We start from the raw sequence: 15831 nt of genomic DNA, 5'->3' as shown, positions 1-15831 counted from the left end.
CTCGCGTGCGGCACGGGCGACCAGGCGGTCGGCCTCCTCGCGCAGCTCCACGGCACGGCGCTGGATGCGCTCGAGCTGCTTGGTCAGGTCGGCGGGGGGGGGGGCGGGGGGGGGGGGGGGGGGGGGGGGGGGGGGGGGGGGGGGGCCCCCCCCCCCCCACGCCCGCTCCTCAATCGCCGGAGGGGCTGGGGTGCGGGATCAGAAGAAGGTGCGGATGTAGTCCGTGACCGTGCCGTCCGCCTGCACCAGCGGGATCAGCTGCCACTTGTCGAAGCTGGTGCACGGGTGGGAGAGGCCCATCCCGACCCAGTCCCCGACCTCCAGGGCGGCCCCGTCCTCGGTCTCCACCCATGCGTGCTGGTCGGACAGCTTGGTGACCTCGACTCCCGTGGCCGGCCGCACGGAGCCGTCCCGCCCCGACCGCACGACCTGTGCCGCCGGCAGATCGAGGTCGTGGGCGGCGTCCCGCTTGCCCGCGTTGAGGAACGCCTGCCCGGGGGCCGGGCGTGAGACGACCTGCGCCCACAGCCGGAAGGCGGGCTGCAGCGCGCCCTCCTCCGGGACCCGGTTGAAGGGCGTCACCTGGCGGTAGTGGCCGTCGTCGTGCGAGACGTACGCCCCCGAGCGGAGCAACTTGGTCACGGGGTGCGACAGTTCCGGGATGTCGGCGAACACGTCCGCCACCGCGTCGAACCACGCGCTGCCGCCCGCGCTGATCACGACCGGCTCACCGGCCTCCAGAGCGGCGAACCGCCCCTGCGCGTCGAGGGCCACGGCCAGCGCGACGAGCCGGCGCAGCCACTCCCGCACCCGCTCGCCGGACGCCTCCGGCACCTCGCCCTCGTAACCGGCCACGCCCACCAGGCGCAGGCTCCCGGCCGCGGCCACCGCGTCGGCGACCGCGGTGCAGTCGGCCTCGGTGCGGGCACCCGTGCGGGCGCCCTCGCCCGCGCCGAGCTCCACGACGACGTCGACCGGGCGGGAGGCGTGGGCCGCGCGCAGGGCCTCGTCCATCAGCTCGACGCCGCGCACCGAGTCGACGTAGCAGATGAACCGGAAGCCGGGGTCGGCGTCCAGCTCACCCGCGAGCCACCGGAGCGCGGCGGCGTCGACGAGCTCGTTGGCGAGGAAGATCCGCTGGATCCCGTACGCCCGGTAGACCCGCGCCTGGTGGGGGACCGCCGCGGTGATGCCCCACGCGCCGCGCTCCAGCTGGCGGGCGAACAGCTGCGGGGACATCGACGTCTTGCCGTGCGGGGCGAACGCGAGGCCGTGGCGCTCGGCGTACGTCTCCAGCAGGTCGAGGTTGTGCTCGACGGACTCGGCGGACAGGGCGAGCACCGGGGTGGTGAACCCGCCGGTGAAGAGGTTGCGCCGCTCGGCGGCCAGCGCGCCGACGGTCAGCCCCTCCGCGTCGGGCGGGAGTGCCTTGAACCGGTGGTCGACCCGCTCGTCGGCGAGTCCGGCCAGTCCGGCCACGGGACGGTCGGCAGCCATGGGTGCCTCCTCGATCGAAGTAGGTCGTCGTTCAGTCGTCTGCACTGTATTGCGTTGCAACATATGCAACACCCATTGCGCATATCGCTCAGGGCTGTCTAACATCCGAGCCGATGCCCGGTCAATGGTGAGAACCGGCGCCGCCCGCAGACCAAGAGGAGCCCCGCGTGTCCGGAACCCCGGCCAGGACCGCCGCCGACGCCACGACCCGTGATGTCGTGTGCCTCGGCGAGTCCATGGTGACGTTCCTGCCCTCGCAGCCGGGACGCCTCGCCGACGTACCGTCCTTCGGCCGGGGGATCGGGGGCGCCGAGTCCAACGTCGCCTGCGCGCTCGCCAGGGCCGGGCACCGGACGGCCTGGGTGAGCCGGGTCGGGGCGGACGGCTTCGGTGACCACCTCGTCGACGCGATCTCCGCCTACGGCGTCGACACCTCCGCCGTGCGGCGCGACCCCGCCCGCCCCACCGGCATCTACTTCCGCACGGCGACCGACCGCGCGGCCGACGTCCACGAGGTGGCGTACTACCGGGCCGGCTCCGCAGCCTCCGCGATGTCGCCCGCCAACGTCCCCCACGAAGCCCTGTCCGCCGGCCGGGTCCTGCACCTGTCCGGCATCACGGCCGCGCTCTCCGCCGACTGCCTGGCGCTGCTGCGCGAGCTGACGGCCCCGCGGCCCGGCCGCCCGCTCGTCTCCTTCGACGTTAACCACCGGCCGGGACTGTGGCGGGGCGGCGACGCCTCCCCCGGCGTCCTGCTGGACCTGGCCCGCGGCGCGGACCTCGTCTTCGCCGGGGAGGACGAGGCGGAGGAGGCGTGGGGGATCACGGCCGGGGCCGAGGCGATCCGCCAGGCCCTGCCGGAACCGGCCGTGCTCGTCGTGAAGCGGGGCGCGCAGGGAGCAACGGTCTTCTCCCGCCCCGGCGCCGGCGGCGCCGACTCCCGGAACGACACCGTCACCGACGTGCCCGCGCTCCGCGTCGACGTCGTCGCGCCCGTCGGCGCCGGCGACGCCTTCGCGGCCGGGTTCCTCTCCGCCACCCTGCGCGGACTGCCCGTCCGCGACCGCGCCCGGCACGGCCACCTGATGGCCGCCGCCGTCCTCACCGTCCCCGGCGACCTCACCGACCCGCCCGCCCGCGACCGGGCCGACCGCCTCGTGGCCCTCGACGACGCCGCCTGGGGGAGACTGCGTCTCGGCCCCGGCTGGACGGGGGACGACACGGAGGTACGCAGTACATGAGTCAGACCGTCGACCGGGCGCTGAGCATCCTGCCGCTGCTCGCGCAGGGACCCGCCGACCTCGGACAGGTGGCCGAGCGGCTCGGCGTCCACAAGTCCACCGCGCTGCGGCTCCTGCGTACGCTCCACGAGCACGGACTCGTCTACCGCCAGCAGGACCAGCGCTACCGCCTCGGCGCACGGCTCTTCGCGCTCGCCCAGGAGGCCGTCGAGAACCTCGACGTCCGGGAGATCGCCCACCCGCACCTCGCCGAACTCAACGAGAACTGCGGACACACCGTCCATCTCGCGGTGTACGAGGAGAACGAGGTCCTCTACATCGACAAGGTCGAGAGCCGCTACCCGGTACGGATGTACTCCCGGATCGGCAAACCCGTCGCGATCACCGTCGCCGCCGTGGCCAAGCTGCTGCTCGCCGACCTGACGGAGCCGGAACGGCGCGCCGTCGCCGAGAAGCTCGACTACCCCATGTACACGTCCCGTTCGACCCCCGGCGCCGGTGCGTTCCTCAAGGAACTCGCCGCCGTACGCGAACAGGGCTGGGCCACCGACCTCGGCGGCCACGAGGAGTCCATCAACTGCGTCGGCGCCCCCATCCGCGGCGCCGACGGGCGCGTCGTCGCCGCCATGTCGGTCTCCGCACCGAACGTGGTCGTCACGGCGGAGGAACTCCTCACCCTGCTCCCGCTGGTCCGGCGCACCGCCGACACCATCAGCCGGGAGTACTCCGGCACCACCCGACCCAAGAAAGCCTGATCAGCGATGACCGACAAGACCGCACTCACCCCGAGCACCCACACCACCCCGCCCGCGAAGTTCTCGCACGGAGTGAAGAAGGGGAACATCCTCCAGGTCGCCGGCCAGGTCGGCTTCCTGCCCGCGGTGGAGGGCCAGGCACCGACCCCGGCCGGCCCCACCCTGCGCGAGCAGACCCTCCAGACCTTCGCCAACGTCAAGGCGATCCTGGAGGAGGGCGGCGCGAGCTGGGACGACGTGATGATGATGCGCGTCTACCTCACCGACGTCGACCACTTCGCCGAGATGAACGAGATCTACAACACGTACTTCGGCGAGCAGAACCTCAAGGCCGCCCCCGCCGCCCGTACGACGGTCTACGTCGGACTGCCCAAGGGCCTGCTCATCGAGATCGACGCACTCGCGGTCCTCGGCTGAGCCCGATCACCACCTTGCCGCACCCGCACCACCGCACCACCGCACCACGCACAGCTCGGCGCCCCGCCCCACCGGGGCGCCGTGCCGCGCTCCCCCCATGCCCGAAGCCCCATGGACGACAACGGAGTTACCCATGCTGCTCGCCGCGAGCCCCCCACCCGTCGAGACACCACCCCACACCGGTGGACTCCTCCTCCTGATAGACGGCACGGCCGGTCTCCTGACCGTCGCCGTACTCGGAATCGCCCTCCTCCTCTTCCTGATCATCAAGGTCAGGCTCCAGCCGTTCGTCGCGCTGCTCGCCGTCTCCATAGCCGTCGGCCTGGGCGCCGGACTCTCCGTCACCGAACTCTTCGGCACGGTGCAGAAGTCCGCCGCCGTCTCCGTCATCGAATCCGGCATGGGCGGCATCCTCGGCCACGTCGCGATCATCATCGGCCTCGGCACGATGCTCGGCGCGATCCTGGAGGTCTCCGGCGGCGCGGAGGTGCTGAGCGCCCGGCTGCTGAACCTCTTCGGTGAGAAGCGCGCCCCGCTCGCCATGGGCCTGACCGGTCTGATCTTCGGTATCCCGGTCTTCTTCGACGTCGGCATCTTCGTCCTCGCGCCGATCGTGTACGCCGCGGCCAAGCGCTCCGGCAAGTCGATCCTGCTGTACTCGATGCCGCTGCTGGCGGGTCTGTCCATGACCCACGCGTTCCTGCCGCCGCACCCCGGCCCGGTCGCCGCCGCCGGCCTCTTCCACGTCTCCCTAGGCTGGGTCATCCTGATGGGCGCCGTCGTCGGCATCCCGTCCGTACTGGCCGCCTGGGGTTACGCCGCCTGGATCGGGAAGCGGATCTTCGTCGAGGTCCCGCAGGACATGGTCGAGGCCGCGGAGGAGGCGAAGGCCGCCGTCGTCGCCGAGCAGCGCGCCGCCGGGGTCACCCCGCACGAGGCCCCGGTCGGGCTCGGCACCGTACTCACGATCATCGGCACCCCGCTGGTGCTGATCCTCGCCGCGACGTTCTCGTCCATCGCGCTGGACCCCTCGACGCTCCGCTCGGTCGTCGAGTTCTTCGGCAACCCGTTCGTCGCCCTGACGATCGCGCTGCTGCTCGCGTACTACCTGCTCGGCATCCGGCGCGGCTGGTCCCGCAAGTCCCTGGAGTCGGTGTCGACGTCCTCCCTCAAGCCGGTCGGCAACATCCTGCTGGTCGTCGGCGCGGGCGGGATCTTCGGCGCCGTGCTCAAGAGCAGCGGGATCGCGGACGCGCTCGCGGACACGTTCAACGACGTCGGCCTGCCGGTCATCCTGCTGGCCTGGCTGATCTCCGCGGTGCTGCGCATCGCCCAGGGCTCCGCGACGGTCGCCATCGTCACCACCGCGGGCATCGTCGTCCCGCTGGTCGAGGGCCAGGGCATGTCGCAGCCGCACCTGGCGCTGATCATCATGGCGATCTCGGCCGGTTCGATCATCGCCTCGCACGTCAACGACGGCGGCTTCTGGATGGTGTCGAAGTACTTCGGCATCTCGGAGCGCGACACCCTGAAGTCCTGGACGGTGCTGGAGACGGTCCTGTCGGTGGCGGGCTTCGTGGTGGCGGCGCTGCTCAGCCTGGTGATCTAGGGCCTGTACCGGGCTGTCCCGCGGGTGAAGGAGCGGGCCTCGCCGGCAGGGCGCCGACCGGCGTTCCGGCCCATTCTCCCGGTTCGGGTGGGAACTCCAACTATGGGTCCTGGATTGGGACTTCGGGCCCAAGCCAAGTCGGCCCGGCCACGCTAGCCTCGCCTCCATGCCCTTAAGACGAGGCCGTCAGGCGGCCAGCCGGGAACACGCGGGTCCGCCGGACGGCCTCACACGTCGTAGGCACGGGAATGCGCGTCTGCTGGGCCTTCGTGGCCGCAGCCGTCGCGACAGCCAGTCGGGTCAGTCCGCGCTGGAGTATCTGGGGCTGGTGCTGATCGTCGCGGCCATCGTCGGCGCGATGGTCGCGACCGGGATCGGACAGACCCTCACCGAGAAGATCGCGGCACAGGTCTCGTGCATCGGGGGCGGTCACTGCGACACCGGTGACGCCGCTCCGGGCTCAGAGGCCGACGGGCCTCCCCGAGGTGAGGATCCGGCGGGAGGCGAGGTACCCGCGGCCGACACGCCGGCCTCGGCGGAGCCGCCCCCTCCGCCCGTCAAGTCCCAGGCCGAGCTGGACTTCGAGGTGGCGCAGCAGGAGCTGGAAGCCGCCAGGACCGATCAGCGCACCAGCGAGGACAAGGCGAAAGAGATCGCCGGCGAACTCGCCAAGATCCTCGCTGACGAACTGGGTCTGAAGAACCCCTTCGAGTGCGTCATGAAGCAGGACCTCGGCACCTGCGCAGATGCCGTGATCGATGTGCTGATGAACCTCATCGGTGGCGCGGCGGGCAAGTTCGCGAAGAAGTACTGGAAGCCGCAGGACTGGAAGAAGGGCGCGGGCCGGGCCAAGAAGGTGGTGAACCTCGCCTGGGACCTGAAGAAGACGATCGGCAAGCTCCTGGACGCCCGCGGCAAGGTCAAGGCCGCGGAGTCCAGACTCGCCACCGCGAAGACGAAGCTCGACGCGGAGAAGGCGGCCAAGCCGAAACCCCAGGAACCGAAGAAGCCCGAGCAGCCGGACAAGCCTGACAAGCCGGATGACGACGAAGAGCCGGACGCGTGCCAGGTACCCCACAGTTTCCTGGGCGGTACGCCGGTGCTGTTCGGTGACGGCAAGCGGCGGCCCATCGAGGACGTACGCCTCGGTGACCGCGTCGTCGCCACCGACCCGGTCACGGGCCGCACCGTCGTACGCCCCGTCACCCGGACGTTCCGGACCACGGACGACAAGCACTTCACCGTTCTGAGCGTCAAAACGGGCGTCCGGACCGAGCGGTTGACCGCGACGGACACCCACCCCTTCTGGCTCATGAACCAGGGGCGCTGGGTGGACGCGGGCGACATCACGGCCGGCGCCGCGCTCCGGACCCCGACAGGGCACGCCATGCCGGTCACGGCGGTTCGCCACTACACGCAACGGCAGACCACCTACGACCTCACGGTCGACGAGATCCATGCGTACTACGTGGGAGCGGGCCGCGAGAACGCGCTCGTCCACAACGTCACCTGCGGTGTCATCGACCTGGACGAAGCCGAGCGCAGATTCCCGAATCAGGCACACGCGCTGGACGAGCACGTCGATCTCAGCCCTGACGACAAGCGGAAGCATGCCAACAAGAAGGGCATCAGCACTGAGTGGGTCGACAAGCAGACGGCGCAGCTGGCCGTCAACCAGATCATGAGCGACCCGAAGATCCAGGCGTTCATCCAGGGGAAGCTCGCCAAGATGCGCAACGGGGAGAATCTCACCCTGCCGGTGAGGACGTTCGGAGACACGGGAACTTCGCTCGGTACGTTCCTGAAGAAGGACGGCACCACCGGGATCACCGGAAACAAGGTCACGATCACCATTCAGAAGCTGAACAAGGACGCGTTCGGCCGAAAGGTTCCCGGTGGCTATTATGTCTTTACGGCATTCCCGGTCTAGGCGGCTCGCAGGAAGCGGAATGGAATACGACTTCGGAATCACCGCCCTGGGGAACCGGTTCCACATGGACTGGCGGCACGAAGGTCCTGACCCCGCGGCCCTCGTACGCGGATGGGCCGCGCTCGTCGCGGTGGACGAGGACGGTCGCGAAGAGATCCGGTTGCTGGGACGGGACGTGCGGCTGCTGCTCGACTCGCCGCTCGCCGACGCGGAGATCCACGCGCTCTGGCGTACGGCCGCCACGTACTACCCCGTGGGGCCGGGCACGGCGCACGGGCGGGCCTGGCTGACCGGGATCGAGCGCGAACTGCGCCCCGTCGGCGGGGCCGTCGCGGCCGGCGTCGCACCGGGCGTGGACAGGAACGAGGTGCACGCGGTCACCCGGCTCGCGCACGCGCTGGACCAGGTGGACGAGCTTCCGCTGGAACCCGTTCCGGTCGACGTCGTGCGGAACGCCGTGATCCACGTTGCCGAGAAAGTGGACGACGAACTCGCCTTCCGTTTCCTGCTGCATGCGTATGCGGCGTACGGGACGCCGGTGCCGGAAAGCAGGTACGGGGAGTTCCGTCGGATTTCCGAATCCCTGGGGCATGGCGCGTTCATGCTGGAGACGATCGGCTACCTGGTCGAGTGACCGCTGAATTCGCCGGGCGGGTGAGTGGCCCGCCCCGGTGAATCCTGCCGGACATGCAGCAGCGCCGCCGGGGGAGCGGCGGCGCTGCTGGTCAGGGATGCAGGTCCTCGGCTGCCGGACCGCGGACGGTTACGGCAGGCCGTGCACGTGCGGGCCGACCGCGTTCGACCAGGCGTTGCCCGACTTGGCGTCCCAGTTGGTCGACCAGGTCATCGCGCCGCGCACACCGGGGTACGTCTTCGACGGCTTGAAGGTTCCGCAGCCGGTGCCCTTGGCCAGGCAGTCCAGGGCCGCGTTCACGACCGAGGGGGACACGTAGCCGCTGCCCGCGCCACTGGTGGAGGCGGGGACGCCGAGGCCGACCTGCGACGGGTCGAGGCCGCCCTCCAGCTGGATGCAGGCCAGTGCGGTGAGGAAGTCCACCGAACCCTGCGAGTAGACCTTGCCGTCGCAGCCGAGCATCGAACCGCTGTTGTAGTACTGCATGTTGACGACGGTCAGGATGTCCTTGATGCCGAGCGCCGTCTTGAAGTACTCACCGGCGGTGGACTGCATGTCGATGGTCTGCGGTGCCATCGTGATGACGAGACCGGAGCCCGCCTTCTGCGACAGCGAGCGCAGTGCCTTCGTCATGTAGGTGGAGTTGACGCCGTTCTCCAGGTCGATGTCGACACCGTTGAAGCCGTACTCCTGGATGAGCGAGTAGACGGAGTTGGCGAAGTTGGTCGCGGACGCGTCGCTGTTGACCGAGACCGAGCCCTTCTCGCCGCCGACCGAGATGATGACGTTCTTCCCGGCCGCCTGCTTCGCCTTGATGTCGGCCTTGAACTGGTCGACGGTGTAGCCGTTCAGGCCCGCCGAGTCCAGGTTGAAGGTGACCGCGCCGGGCGTGGTCGTGGCGTCGGCGAAGGAGACCGCGATGATGTCGTAGTTCGCGGGCACGTCGCTGAGCTTCTGCACGGTCGCGCCGTTGTTGAAGTTCTGCCAGTAGCCGGTGACCGCGTGCTTGGGCACCGAGGTGGAGGGGACACCCGGGTCGGTTCCGCCGCCCCCGACGGCCGTACGGCCGCTGACGGCAGCGGACTTGACGGACTCACCGGCCGCGTTGGTGGCGGTCACCGTGAACTGGTACGCGGTGTTGGCCGCGAGCCCGGTGACGGTCGCCGAGTTGCCGGTGGCGGTGGTCGCCTTTGCGCCGTCCTTGTAGACGGTGTAGCCGGTCGCGCCGGACACCGCGCCCCAGGACAGGGAGACGGAGGACGAGGTGGTCGCGCCGACCGCGAGACCGGCCGGGGCACCGGGGATCGACGGGCCGGGGTCGGTGCCACCGCCCCCGTCGGGGCCGCTGACCGACAGGTCGTCGACGAAGTAGGCCGCCTGGCCGTACCAGCCGTGCGTGTACACGGTGACCGAGGTGGTGCTCGCCCCGGTCCTGAAGCTGGTCGAGAGCTGCGACCAGCTGGTGGAGCCGGGTGTCCAGGTGGACACGTCGGTGGTTCCGGTGCCGCTGACACCCAGGTAGGCGTAGCCGCCCTGGACCCAGGAGCTCAGCGCGTAGGTCGAGTTGGGCTTCACGGCGACGGTCTGCGTGCACTGGGCGTTGTCCTGGCCGGCCGGGGTGGCCTTGAGCGCCGAGGTGCCGCTGCGCACGGGGGAGGAGACGGTGACGCCGGAGCCGCCGGAACAGGTCCAGTTGGCGAGGCCGGACTCGAAGCCCGCGTTCTTGGCCACGTTGATGTCGGCGGCCTGCGCGCTGCTGACGAGTCCGGTGACGCTGAGGGCGCCCGCGGCGACGACCGCCACGGCGGCGCCCAGTCCCTGGCGGGTGCGGCGCCGTCTGCGGCTGGTGACGGGGGAACGTTCCACTTGCTGCCTCCGTGGGGGAGTTGGTGAGGGCGGGGGAGCGACACGGGGATGTCGGGGGTGTGGAATCGAGGAACGGTGGCCACCGCTGGCCGATAAACTGGTCCAGACCAATCAAGTTGTCAAGACCTCTGACAGTGACGGGTGTGCGGTAAACGCCCCGGAGCGCGGCACGAGAACAGTCGGCGCACCGTCCGTGCGCTATCTGCACAGGGTCTGCACGGTGCGCGCACATGCCGCCCGTGCGCGGACGGCAACCGGCGTCCCGGCCCGGTCACCCACGCGCGGGTGACGTGGGCAACATGGCCGGACGGTAACGACTTTCGGCCATCCCGATATGGCGCGAACATGTCAAAATCCGCATTGACATGGGCAAATGAATTTCAACGCACGGGAAATGGGAATGCCTGACAGTAACCCTCCGCAGTGGTGCAGAAGTTAACAACTATCGGTTTGGTCCGATTTCGTACGAGGGTGTCGGGTGGCTGATGCAGGGGTGTTGCCGTACCGGGTTCGGCTGGGTGTTCTCTGCCGTGTAGGACGCGGTTAAAGTGCTGGAGCAGAAGCTGAGGCAGAAGCACGGAGCAGGAGCGATTGCGGCCGACGTCACGGCGACGCCGGCCGGAGCCGAACGGGGAACAGCGTGCCGACCGCAATAGCAGTGACCAGTACTGATCTGGTCCTACCGCCGACCGATCAGCAGACGCCGACAGCGGCCCTGCTGCAGGCGCCCGATGTTCAGGCGATGGACCTGGCGATCGGCGACATGCACGTGATGCTGGAGCAGCACGGGTACGTGATCGCCGTGTATCCGACGGGCATCTCGCTCGCGCACGAACGGCGACTTCACGCCGTTCGGTCCGTCCTGGAGAGCGACCGCATCGCGCTGCTCAAGGTGGACCTGCCGCCACTGGGTGTCGCGGTGCTGGTACGGCAGTTGCGGCAGCTGTCCATCTGCGACTTCAGTCCCGGAGTGGTTGCCTCCTCCGCGCGGCTTCTGTCCCATTACATCCATGCGGGCGCCCTGATGAGCTCGGTGACCAAGCTCGACCGTGTGCCCGTCAGCCTGAAGACGCACGCCAAGTCGTGGGTGCCCGGATCCCAGTTCGCCGTACTCGCGGGACCGAATCCCCAGCTCATCAAGATCGGCCCGACGGCGGAACCCCTGGCGGGACCGGAGTTCGGCACCCATTTGGTGGTCGCGAAGGGGCAGTTGCAGTCCGAGTGGGTACACCAGACCCTGGCGCCCGCGTGGAAGGTGCAGGCGATTCAGGACGCGACGCTTCCCGCTGATTCCTCCCGATGGTGGGGAACCGGAAAATTGATCGAATTCGCCGCTTATCTTCCGGACATCTCCGTCCTGTACCAACTCGTTTCCTCGGTAAGGCGAGAGACCTGTCACTGGTGCGGAATGGAGCTGATCGGCGATCGCTGCGGGTTCTGTTCCTCACCGCTTCCCGCCACCGAGAACCGAATGCCGTCGTCCGGTGTCCTGAACCATGGAGCACCCGCACCGCCACGGTCGTAGCAACCGCGGATTCCTCCTCCGCGGACGCTCCCGCGGTCCGGACACCGTCCGTACCGCACCCCCGGCTCAGCCCGCTCTCCAGACAACAGCCCGAACAGCTCCCACACCCCCCGCGCATTCTTCTGTCCGCTGCCCCACGCATCCGACCCGAACGAGGTTGTCCGGCCCATGAACTCCCGCCAGCGCCGCGGCGTGATACTCCTGCTCCTCTCGGTCCTGTGCGCCTTCGGCGCCTTCGCCGGAGTGCTCTCGGTGATCAGCGACGTCAACTCGAAGGTCGGCCCCGAGGTTTCGGCCTACAAGCTGAAGAGCAACGTCGCACCCTTCACCAACTTGACTCCGGACAAGTTCGAGAAGGTCTCGATGCCGAAGCGGTGGCTCTCGACCAACGCGGTGACCGACCTCTCCGAGGTCAACGGCAAGATCGCCCTCACCACGCTCAAGGAGGGCTCGCTGCTCCAGTCCGACATGATGGAGTCGCGCCCCGCCCTTCAGCCCGGTGAGCAGGAGATCGCGATCATGATCGACGCCGCCACCGGTGTCGCGGGCAAGATCACCCCTGGTGCCACGGTCAACGTCTACGCGACCTTCGCGGGCGAGGGCCAGAACGGCCGTGCGCAGTCCAAGGTCATCGTGTCCAACGCGAAGGTGCTGGAGGTCGGCAAGCTGACCGCCCTGGACCCGAGCAGCGACGGCAAGGGCAGCCAGGCCACCGAAGCGGTGCCGATCACCTTCGCACTGAACACGCTCGACACCCAGCGCATCGCGTACGCGGAGTCGTTCGCGATGCACGTACGCCTCGCCCTCATCGCCAGTGGCAGTGACAGCTCCATCCGTCCGGGCGACCGCACCTACACGCTCGACAAGGACAAGTGAGGATTGGATGACCACGAGGATCCTCCCGGCCGTCGGTGACGCCGACGCGGCCAGATCCGTCACCACTCTGCTCAGCCAGCTCCCCGACGCGGAGCCGGCCGCTCCGGTCGGCGACTCGACGCAGCTCATCGACACCCTCGCGCGCCTCGCGGGCGAGTCGCTCGACGAGCTGCCCGAGGTCGTGCTGGTCCACGAGCGGATCGGTCCGGTGCCGGCCCTGGAACTGATCCGGGAGGTATCCCTGCGCTTCCCCGCCGTCGGGGTCGTGCTCATCACCGCGGACGCGAGTCCCGGCCTGTTCTCCGCGGCGATGGACTCCGGCGCCCGTGGCCTGGTCACGCTGCCGCTGAGCTACGAGGAACTCGTCAACCGGGTCCAGTCGGCCGCCCAGTGGTCCGTCGGCGTACGCCGGCACCTCGGCTCCGGCGGCGACGTCTTCACCGGGCCCGGCGGCACCGTCGTGACGGTCAGCGGCGCCAAGGGCGGGGTCGGCGCGACGGTGGCCGCCGTGCAGCTGGCCCTCGCCGCCCAGGCCTCCGGCCGGACCGTCGCGCTGGTCGACATGGACCTCCAGTCCGGGGACATCGCCTCGTACCTGGACGTGCAGTTCCGCCGGTCCATCGTCGACCTCGCGGCGATCAGTGACATCTCGCCGCGCGTCCTGTCCGACGCGGTGTTCAGCCACAGCACCGGAATCGCGCTGCTCCTCGCACCGGGCGAGGGCGAGCGCGGCGAAGAGGTCAGCGACCGGGCGGCCCGGCAGATCGTCAGCGCGCTGCGCTCGCGGTACGAGATCGTGGTCATCGACTGCGGCGGCCAGATGAACGGCGCCAACGCCGCGGCCATCGAGATGGCCGACACCGCGCTGCTGGTCACGACCCCGGACGTGGTCGCGGTGCGCGGCGCGAAGCGCATCGTACGGATGTGGGACCGGCTCCAGATCCGCAAGGCGGAGGAGACGACGACCCTCGTCAACCGGTACAACCGCAACACCGAGATCCAGCCGCCGCTGATCCAGAAGATCACCGGCACCAAGATCGCGAGCACGGCAATCCCCGCCAACTTCAAGGAACTTCAGAGCGCCGTCGACGCGGGCCGTATGCACGAACTCGACTCGAAGAGCATCGTGAAGCAGGCACTCTGGGCGCTGGCGGGCGAGCTCGGTCTGGTGAAGACACCGGACCGGGCCGAGCACGGTGCCAAGGAACGAAACGACCGAGGCTCGATCGGCCGCCCGCGCAGGCGCGGCGACTCCACGGGCCGTGGCAAGACCGACTGAGGGGGCAGGCTGATCCATGGCAACCATGGAGATGGCGGAAACAGGCATAGGCGGGAGGCGTGACCGCGACCGCGGACAGACCGCGATCGAGTTCGTCGGGGTCACACCACTGATCATCCTGCTGCTCGTCGCGCTCTGGCAGTGCGCCCTGATCGGCTACACGTTCAGCCTGGCCGGCAACGCGGCGGACGTGGCGGCGCGGGCGGGGAACGGCGCGCAGTGGTGGAACTCGGAGGCTGCCTGCAAGCGGGCGGCGAACGAGGACCTGCCCGACGCCTGGCAGACCGACAACGTCGACTGCATCGGGGGGGAGCGCGGCCTGTACCGGGCCAAGGTCCACCTCGACGTGCCCGTCCTGCTGCCCGGCATCCTCGACTTCGGCCCGACAATCACCGGCAACGCCGCCTCGGCGAAGGAGGGCTGAGCCATGACCGGCACGAAGCGAAGGTCCGCTCGCGACCGCGGCCAGGTCGCCATCGAGTACATGGGGTTCATCCCCCTGATGCTGCTGGTCGGCCTCTGCGCCATCCAGCTGGGCATCGCCGCGTACGCCACCAACCAGGCGGGCACCGGTGCCCGCGCGGCGGCGCGTACAGCCACTCAGGACCAGCGGGAGCTGGGGCCGGAGCAGGCGGGCAGGTCCGCCATGAGCGACTGGCTCACCAAGGAGAACCACACCACCTTCCAGCACCACTCCGGCGAGGGCACGGTGACCTACACCGCCAGGGTCAAGGTCCCCTCGATCATCCCGTGGATGCAGGACGCCTTCGGTTACGCCGAGCGCAGCTCCACCATGCCCCACAAGTGACCGCGTCCCCCCACACCGCACCACCGGCACGCCGGACCTAGGAGTCAGCAAAATGAGCCTGCGGGCACGCATCACCGCCCCCGAGGAGCACGGTGGGGGGCGGGAGGACGGCCACATGGTCGCCTCCTACCGGGCCAAGCTGCTTGAGGAGATCGACCTCGCGGAGATGTCCTCGCTGGCCGCCGCCGACCGGCGGGCCCGCCTGGAGCGCGTACTCGGCCACATCATCAGCCGCGAAGGGCCGGTCCTCTCCACCCTCGAACGCTCGCAGCTGATCCGCCGGGTCGTCGACGAGGCCCTCGGCCTCGGCATCCTGGAACCACTGCTCGAAGACGCGTCCATCACCGAGATCATGGTGAACGGACCGGACCAGATCTTCGTCGAGCGCAGCGGCAAGGTCGAACAGCTCCCGATGCGCTTCGGCTCGCACGAACAGCTGATGCAGACCATCGAGCGCATCGTGTCGACCGTCAACCGGCGGGTGGACGAGGCGAACCCGATGGTGGACGCCCGCCTCCCCAGCGGCGAGCGTGTCAACGTGATCATCCCGCCGCTCTCACTGACCGGCGCGACGCTCACCATCCGACGGTTCCCGAGGGCCTTCACCCTCCAGGAGATGATCGACTTCGGCTCGCTCGACGAGCAGATGCTGATCCTGCTCTCCGGCCTCGTCCAGGCCAAGCTCAACATCATCGTCTCCGGCGCCACCGGCACGGGCAAGACGACCCTGCTCAACGCACTGTCCGGACTGATCCCGAACAACGAGCGCATCGTCACCATCGAGGACTCCGCGGAGCTCCAGCTCCAGCAGAACCACGTCATCCGGCTGGAGTCCCGCCCGGCGAACGTCGAGGGCAAGGGCCAGATCAGCATCCGCGACCTGGTCCGCAACTCCCTGCGTATGCGCCCCGACCGCATCGTCGTCGGTGAGGTCCGTGGCGGTGAGTCGCTCGACATGCTCCAGGCGATGTCGACCGGTCACGACGGCTCCCTCGCGACCGTTCACGCGAACAACGCCGAGGACGCGCTCATGCGTCTGCAGACCCTCGCCTCGATGTCCGAGATCAAGATCCCCTTCGAGGCGCTGCACGACCAGATCAACAGCGCGGTCGACGTGATCGTCCAGCTCACCCGGTTCGCCGACGGTGGCCGAAAGATCACCGAGATCGCGATCCTCGACTCGCACGGCCGGGACAACTACCGCATCGTCAGCGTGGCCCGCTTCATCCCCCAGCCGATGGCCGCCGACGGACGGATCTACGGCCAGTTCCAGTACCTTCCGCTCCCGCGCAAGATCGCCGAACGGCTCTACATGGCCAGCCAGCCCATTCCCCAGGCGTTCGGCGTCGCCTCGTCCGACGAACAGCTCGCCACCCGAGAGGCCAAGTAGGTAC

14 protein-coding genes are annotated in these 15831 nt (G+C 69.4%); 12 read left to right on the top strand and 2 right to left on the bottom strand.

Annotated elements, in window-relative coordinates; translation table 11 throughout:
• Window positions 1-198 precede the first annotated feature (198 nt).
• Entirely contained in the window at window positions 199-1497 is a 1299-nt protein-coding gene (locus ACIO3R_RS09790; RefSeq protein ID WP_385353733.1) for an amino acid deaminase, read from the bottom strand.
• A 167-nt stretch (window positions 1498-1664) separates the two neighbouring features.
• On the opposite strand from ACIO3R_RS09790, the gene ACIO3R_RS09785 reads away from it, so the two are divergent.
• From ACIO3R_RS09785 to ACIO3R_RS09760, 6 genes are all read left to right on the top strand, one after another.
• The gene (locus ACIO3R_RS09785; RefSeq protein WP_402104862.1) at window positions 1665-2738 is read left to right on the top strand and encodes a sugar kinase; all 1074 of its coding nucleotides are present in this window, start codon (window positions 1665-1667) and stop codon (window positions 2736-2738) included.
• A complete protein-coding gene (locus tag ACIO3R_RS09780) occupies window positions 2735-3493 on the top strand; it encodes an IclR family transcriptional regulator (RefSeq protein WP_363030691.1) in 759 nt (252 codons plus the stop codon). The genes ACIO3R_RS09785 and ACIO3R_RS09780 overlap by 4 nt, the downstream gene beginning before the upstream one ends.
• Window positions 3494-3499: 6 nt before the next feature.
• Entirely contained in the window at window positions 3500-3910 is a 411-nt protein-coding gene (locus tag ACIO3R_RS09775; protein ID WP_363030692.1) for a RidA family protein, read from the top strand.
• Between the two features lie 133 nt (window positions 3911-4043).
• A complete protein-coding gene (locus ACIO3R_RS09770) occupies window positions 4044-5519 on the top strand; it encodes a GntP family permease (protein ID WP_385036132.1) in 1476 nt (491 codons plus the stop codon).
• A gap of 166 nt (window positions 5520-5685) precedes the next feature.
• Window positions 5686-7449, top strand: a complete 1764-nt coding sequence (locus tag ACIO3R_RS09765; protein ID WP_402104857.1) for a polymorphic toxin-type HINT domain-containing protein — start codon at window positions 5686-5688, stop codon at window positions 7447-7449.
• 19 nt (window positions 7450-7468) lie between these two features.
• Complete coding sequence (locus ACIO3R_RS09760; protein ID WP_402104854.1) at window positions 7469-8083, top strand: hypothetical protein; 615 nt, start codon at window positions 7469-7471, stop codon at window positions 8081-8083.
• 129 nt (window positions 8084-8212) lie between these two features.
• Here the strand turns inward: ACIO3R_RS09760 and ACIO3R_RS09755 are convergent, their stop codons facing one another.
• Window positions 8213-9949 (bottom strand): chitinase, encoded by a 1737-nt coding sequence (locus ACIO3R_RS09755; RefSeq protein WP_385353740.1) that lies wholly within the window; start codon window positions 9947-9949, stop codon window positions 8213-8215.
• Window positions 9950-10607: 658 nt separating this feature from the next.
• Here ACIO3R_RS09755 and ACIO3R_RS09750 point away from each other — a divergent pair.
• From ACIO3R_RS09750 to ACIO3R_RS09725, 6 genes are all read left to right on the top strand, one after another.
• Entirely contained in the window at window positions 10608-11474 is an 867-nt protein-coding gene (locus ACIO3R_RS09750; RefSeq protein ID WP_363030697.1) for a hypothetical protein, read from the top strand.
• Between the two features lie 168 nt (window positions 11475-11642).
• Window positions 11643-12350, top strand: a complete 708-nt coding sequence (gene cpaB / locus ACIO3R_RS09745) for a Flp pilus assembly protein CpaB (RefSeq protein WP_363030698.1) — start codon at window positions 11643-11645, stop codon at window positions 12348-12350.
• Window positions 12351-12357: 7 nt separating this feature from the next.
• The gene (locus ACIO3R_RS09740; RefSeq protein ID WP_385036136.1) at window positions 12358-13629 is read left to right on the top strand and encodes a CpaE family protein; all 1272 of its coding nucleotides are present in this window, start codon (window positions 12358-12360) and stop codon (window positions 13627-13629) included.
• Between the two features lie 16 nt (window positions 13630-13645).
• Window positions 13646-14053, top strand: coding sequence for a TadE family protein (locus ACIO3R_RS09735; RefSeq protein ID WP_385036137.1), 408 nt, complete (start codon window positions 13646-13648; stop codon window positions 14051-14053).
• Window positions 14054-14056: 3 nt separating this feature from the next.
• The gene (locus ACIO3R_RS09730) at window positions 14057-14437 is read left to right on the top strand and encodes a TadE/TadG family type IV pilus assembly protein (protein ID WP_402104847.1); all 381 of its coding nucleotides are present in this window, start codon (window positions 14057-14059) and stop codon (window positions 14435-14437) included.
• A 52-nt stretch (window positions 14438-14489) separates the two neighbouring features.
• A complete protein-coding gene (locus ACIO3R_RS09725) occupies window positions 14490-15827 on the top strand; it encodes a CpaF family protein (protein ID WP_363030702.1) in 1338 nt (445 codons plus the stop codon).
• Window positions 15828-15831 lie beyond the last annotated feature (4 nt).

The sequence above is a fragment of the Streptomyces sp. NPDC087428 genome, assembly GCF_044744085.1.
Lineage (GTDB): Bacteria > Actinomycetota > Actinomycetes > Streptomycetales > Streptomycetaceae > Streptomyces.
Note: the sequence above shows the minus strand (reverse complement) of the source record. Positions and strands in the feature narration are given on the sequence as shown.